Genomic DNA, 5,038 nt, shown 5'->3' with positions numbered 1-5,038 from the left:
GCGCAGATCCACCAGCAGCCCGAGCAGCACGCCGCCGAGCACCACAAAGCAGAGCTGCAGGGATTCCCACAACAGGTGCAGCTTGCTCGGCATCTTGGCATCGTTCGCCTCGTGGGTCGGGGGCGTGCGCTTGTCGAGCCACCAGAGGGCCAGCAGGTTGCAGAAGGTAATTGCGGCCAGCATCACCCCGGCGACCTTGAAGATCACCGCCAGATTGCTGCCAAGGTTCTCCACATAGGCAAGCCCGAGCCCCATCAGAAACAGGATGAGGTAGACCATCTTGCCCAGACTCTGGTTGACCAGTTTGATCAGCCGGGCAGAGGAGAGGGGAACCAGATAGCCGATTGCCAGTGGCAACAGGATCAGCAACACATTGAGCAACATCGAGGCCTCGATCACAAAAACTGATAAAAATACCACCTTATCATTACTTATTGGCTCTGTGTCACATATCTCTCGCTTTCATGGCCAAAAACAGCCCTTTTTGGGGCGGATTGTTACTTTTTTGCCACAACCCGTCTGTTTGTTAAGGTTCTGTGCGAGCCTGAGTGAACCAATGAAATCAAGTTGATCCGATCGGGGGGCTGATATTTCGCTCTGCAAGGGGGTGCATAAAGCCATTTTGGTGCCGGTTTGGCACACATCACGCTTTTCTCTTGCCACTGATATGATTGGGGTATAAAAAGGCGGTATCCGAGCGGCCATTGAAACGGCTGTTTATGCAAACAAAGTGCTGAAAAATACGCAAAGAGCGAATAAAAATAGAGCGAATCCCCTGAAGACCCTCGTTCTGTATTGTTTTTTCACTATCCGGGTGATATTTTCGCTGAAGGTTGCCATCGGTTAACTTTTTGTTAAATTGACGATGGTTGAGTCACGCCCCCTGCGGCGTCTAGGGACAGACAAGGTTGTAATGGATGAGCGACGTTGCCGCACTGGAAGTACGTGATCTGCACAAATATTTTGGCACCCACGAAGTGCTCAAGGGCATCGATATGACCGCCCACAAGGGGGATGTGATCTCCCTTATCGGCTCCTCCGGCTCGGGGAAGTCGACCTTTCTTCGCTGTATCAATCTGCTCGAAACCCCCTCATCCGGCACCGTCTCGCTCCATGGCGAGCTGATTGCCATGAAAACCAACCGGGCCGGTGAGCGGCAGCCACAAGACATGCGCCAGGTGGAGCGGATCCGCAGCCGGCTGGCCATGGTGTTTCAAAGTTTCAACCTCTGGTCACACATGACCATCATGCAGAACATCATTGAAGTGCCGATCCAGGTGCTCAAGGTGCCCCGTGCCGAGGCGATCGCCAGAGCCGAGCATCTGCTCAACCGGGTCGGGCTGTGGGAGCGGCGCGACTACTATCCCGGCCATCTTTCCGGTGGCCAGCAGCAGCGGGCCGCCATTGCCCGTGCGCTGGCGGTAGAGCCCGAGGTGATGCTGTTTGATGAACCCACCTCGGCGCTGGATCCCGAGCTGGTGGGGGAGGTGCTCGGCCTGATGCGCGAGTTGGCCGAAGAGGGGCGCACCATGCTGGTGGTGACCCACGAGATGTCGTTTGCCCGCGATGTCTCGAACAAGGTGATGTTTCTGCATCAGGGGCGGGTAGAAGAGGAGGGCAACCCCAAGGAGATTTTCGCCCATCCCAAATCCGAGCGGTTCAAGCAATTCATCTCCTCCATCTACTGATGGCGGAATGTCGAGTTACCCAATCAACTGTTTTATCAAGGAGAGATACATGAACAAGCTGATGCTGGCGACTGCCGTAGTCACTGCCCTCGCGTCCGGTAGCCTGATGGCCAAGGAGTGGAAAGAGGTACGGATCGGGGTTGAGGGTGCCTATCCCCCCTTCTCCTGGACCGAGCCCAGTGGCGAGGTGAAAGGTTTTGATATCGACATCGCCAACGCCCTGTGCGAAGAGATGAAGGTGAAGTGCACCCTGATCAAACAGGATTGGGACGGTATTATTCCGGCGCTGCTGTCGCGCAAGTTTGACGCCATCATCGCCACCATGGATATCACCGAAGAGCGCAAGAAGAAGGTGGACTTCACCCAGAAGTACCAGCACATTCCGGCTCGCTTTGCCGCCAAGAAGGGCACCGAAGTCAAGCTCGACAAGGCCTTCATGGATGGTAAAACCGTGGCAGTGCAACGCGCCACCTCCATGGATACCTTTATTACCGACAACTTCCCCAATGCCACCATCAAACGTTACGGCACGGCTGATGAAGCTTATCTCGATCTGAAATCCGGTCGTGTCGACTATGTGATGGCCGACTCCGCCGCCATCACCGACGGTCTGCTGAAGAAGGAAGGGGGCGATGCCTACGAGTTCGTCGGCCCGAAACTGACCGATCCCAAGTGGTTTGGCGAGGGTGCCGGTATTGCGGTGCGCAAGGCTGACAAGGATCTGAAAGAGAAATTCAACGCCGCCATTCTGGCGCTGCGTGCCAACGGCAAGTACAAGGCGATCAACGACAAGTACTTCGAGTTCGACGTTTACGGCGAGTAAAAGCAGGAGCCGTGTACGGTGAGTCATTCGCAACATCGATAGCGAATAACAGGCCGTTCGGCTCACCTCGTCAGTCGTCATCGGGCCCGTTCTCTCCGTGTGGAGCGATGGGCCCTATTAATTGCAATGGAGCTGCATCTGGCTGTGTTGAAAGATGTGGGTTCTCTTGTTGTTCAGAGGCATCAGCCCACTCGATAAGTTGCAATGGAGCTGCATATGTTTGATTTGAAAGGATACGAAGCCTCGCTGCTGGAGGGCGCCTGGGTCACCCTGGAAGTGGCGCTGGCCTCCCTGCTGCTGGCGTTGCTGCTGGGGATGCTGGGGGCGCTGGCCAAACTCTCTCCCTACAAGTGGGCCCGGGCCATCGCCACCGGCTACACCACCATTATTCGCGGCATCCCCGATCTGGTGCTGATGATGCTGCTCTTCTTTGGCGGCCAGGTGCTGATCAACGGCATCTGCAGTTGGGTCAACGAGGCTTACAATAACTTTTTACTTGAAAGCAATCCCAATCAGGAGTGGGTCTCCCTGCTCCCCGACTATATCGATATCAGCCCCTTTGTGGCCGGGGTGGCGACCATCGGCTTTATCTTCGGCGCCTACATGACCGAGACCTTTCGCGGCGCCATTCTGGCAGTGGACAAAGGCGAGCTGGAGGCCGCACGCGCCTTTGGCATGCGCTCAACCCAGGTGTTTGTCCGGATCCTCTTCCCCCAGATGATGCGCCACGCCCTGCCGGGGTTTGGCAACAACTGGCTGGTGCTGCTGAAAACCACCGCGCTGGTCTCCATCATCGGCCTTGATGACATGGTGCGCAAAGCCTCCTTGGCGGCCGGATCGACCCAGCAGCCCTTTACCTTCTACATGGCGGTGGCGCTGATCTTCCTGATCTTCACCGCAGTCTCCACCGCGGCGCTCAAGTGGGCCGAGCGTCACTATGCGATAAAGACGAGGTAAGCCATGGATTTCTCGATCATTCTCAAAGAGTGGCCCACCTACTGGGAGGGGCTCTATACCACCGTCTGGCTGGTGGCGGTCTCGCTGATCCTCGGTCTGATGCTGGCGGTGCCGATGGGCATCCTGCGCAACAGCCGCAACTGGCTGATCAAGGGGCCGATCTGGGCCTATATCTACTTCTTTCGCGGCACCCCGCTGCTGGTGCAGCTCTTTATCATCTACTACGGCGCCGCCCAGTGGGAGTGGCTGAAGAACAGTGCCGCCTGGTCGCTCTTCTCCGAGGCCTGGTTCTGTGCCCTGCTGGCCTTCACCCTCAATACTGCCGCCTATACCGCCGAGATCGTGCGCGGGGCGGTACACAATATGCCGCGTGGCCAGATTGAGGCGGCCAACGCCTTTGGCATGACCCGCTGGCAGACCCTGACCCGGATCATTTTGCCCAACTCGTTTCGTCGGGCACTGCCGGCTTACAGCAACGAGGTCATCTTCATGCTGCAGGGCTCGGCGGTGGCGGGCATCATCACCATCGTCGATCTGACCGGCGCGGCGCGGATCATCAACTCTCGCTACTACAGTCCGTTCGAGGCGTTTTTGACCGCAGGGCTGCTCTATATGCTGCTCACCTTTGTCATCGTCTGGCTGTTCAAGAAGTGGGAAGCGCGCTGGCACGCTCACCTGCGTCCGCGCAATGTGTAAGGGGTGAGCTGCCAAGATGAGCGAAAATGGCTCCGCCTGTTGCAGGCGGAGCCATTTTTCATCTTCTTCGGCTGCCCACCTAGTTTGCCAAATGGCGGCCGAGCAGGGAGAATGCAGCACTCCCGAGCACAGCCAGCCGTTGGCTGCGTGCCTTATCCCCCAGTTCCCGAGGTTTTATGTACCGGATATTGTTTGAGCATCCCGCTTTCCTGGTTATCGACAAGCAGCCCGGCATCGGCATGCACGACGAGAAGGGGGATGGGGAGACGGTCAATCCGGGGCTGGTCAATCGCGTGAAGGCCGATACAGGGCTCACTCTCTATCCGGTGCACCGGCTCGACAAGATGACCTCCGGGTTGGTGCTGCTGGCCCGCACCACAGAGGCGAATCGCGAGCTGAGCATGGCTTTTGCGGCCCGCGAGGTGAGCAAACAGTATCTGGCGCTCTCCGATCGCAAACCCAAGAAGAAGCAGGGCTGGGTGAAAGGGGATATGCAAAAGGGGCGCGGCGGCAGCTGGATGCTGGCGCGAACTATGGATAATCCTGCTATCAGCTGGTTTGATTCGGTGTCGGTGCGTGAGGGGCTGCGGCTCTATCGCATCAAGCCGCAGACCGGCAAGACCCACCAGATCCGGGTTGCACTGAAAAGTATCGGCGCCCCCATTCTCGGGGATGAACGCTATGGCGGCACGCCAGCCGATCGCGGCTATCTGCACGCCTGGCGGCTCAGCTTCACCCTGGCAGGGGCGCCGTTCGATTTTGTCTGCCCGCCCACGCAGGGGACCGAGTTTGTCATCCCCGAGCTGACCGCTGCGATTGACGCTCTTGCGCCTTGAGGCTCCGATGATAAGCCGCTTGCCAGCTGAAGCAGTGG

At 57.7% G+C, this 5,038-nt stretch carries 5 protein-coding genes and 1 pseudogene; 5 read left to right on the top strand and 1 reads right to left on the bottom strand.

Going from position 1 to position 5,038, the window contains the following annotated elements; genetic code table 11:
- Window positions 1–384, bottom strand: a pseudogene (locus tag LD28_RS0118660) (hypothetical protein); the annotation flags it as partial.
- 533 nt (window positions 385–917) lie between these two features.
- Here LD28_RS0118660 and LD28_RS0118655 point away from each other — a divergent pair.
- The 5 genes from LD28_RS0118655 (at window position 918) to LD28_RS0118635 (ending at window position 5,000) form a co-directional block, all read left to right on the top strand.
- Complete coding sequence (locus tag LD28_RS0118655) at window positions 918–1,688, top strand: ABC transporter ATP-binding protein (protein ID WP_033138423.1); 771 nt, start codon at window positions 918–920, stop codon at window positions 1,686–1,688.
- A gap of 49 nt (window positions 1,689–1,737) precedes the next feature.
- The gene (locus LD28_RS0118650) at window positions 1,738–2,511 is read left to right on the top strand and encodes an ABC transporter substrate-binding protein (RefSeq protein WP_033138422.1); all 774 of its coding nucleotides are present in this window, start codon (window positions 1,738–1,740) and stop codon (window positions 2,509–2,511) included.
- Window positions 2,512–2,727: 216 nt separating this feature from the next.
- A complete protein-coding gene (locus tag LD28_RS0118645) occupies window positions 2,728–3,468 on the top strand; it encodes an ABC transporter permease (protein WP_033138421.1) in 741 nt (246 codons plus the stop codon).
- Window positions 3,469–3,471: 3 nt separating this feature from the next.
- Window positions 3,472–4,164 carry an ABC transporter permease gene (locus LD28_RS0118640; protein WP_033138420.1) on the top strand — a complete coding sequence of 231 codons (693 nt, stop codon included), beginning with the start codon at window positions 3,472–3,474 and terminating at the stop codon, window positions 4,162–4,164.
- 176 nt (window positions 4,165–4,340) lie between these two features.
- A complete protein-coding gene (locus LD28_RS0118635; protein ID WP_033138419.1) occupies window positions 4,341–5,000 on the top strand; it encodes a TIGR01621 family pseudouridine synthase in 660 nt (219 codons plus the stop codon).
- Window positions 5,001–5,038: the final 38 nt, after the last annotated feature.

Source organism: Aeromonas finlandensis (genome assembly GCF_000764645.1).
Classification (GTDB): domain Bacteria; phylum Pseudomonadota; class Gammaproteobacteria; order Enterobacterales; family Aeromonadaceae; genus Aeromonas; species Aeromonas finlandensis.
Note: the sequence above shows the minus strand (reverse complement) of the source record. Positions and strands in the feature narration are given on the sequence as shown.

Bases quoted from the DNA above. Each gene is read 5' to 3' on its own strand.
- LD28_RS0118655 (WP_033138423.1), top strand. From the start codon at position 918: ATGAGCGACGTTGCCGCACTGGAAGTACGTGATCTGCACAAATATTTT.
- LD28_RS0118650 (WP_033138422.1), top strand. From the start codon at position 1,738: ATGAACAAGCTGATGCTGGCGACTGCCGTAGTCACTGCCCTCGCGTCC.
- LD28_RS0118645 (WP_033138421.1), top strand. From the start codon at position 2,728: ATGTTTGATTTGAAAGGATACGAAGCCTCGCTGCTGGAGGGCGCCTGG.
- LD28_RS0118640 (WP_033138420.1), top strand. From the start codon at position 3,472: ATGGATTTCTCGATCATTCTCAAAGAGTGGCCCACCTACTGGGAGGGG.
- LD28_RS0118635 (WP_033138419.1), top strand. From the start codon at position 4,341: ATGTACCGGATATTGTTTGAGCATCCCGCTTTCCTGGTTATCGACAAG.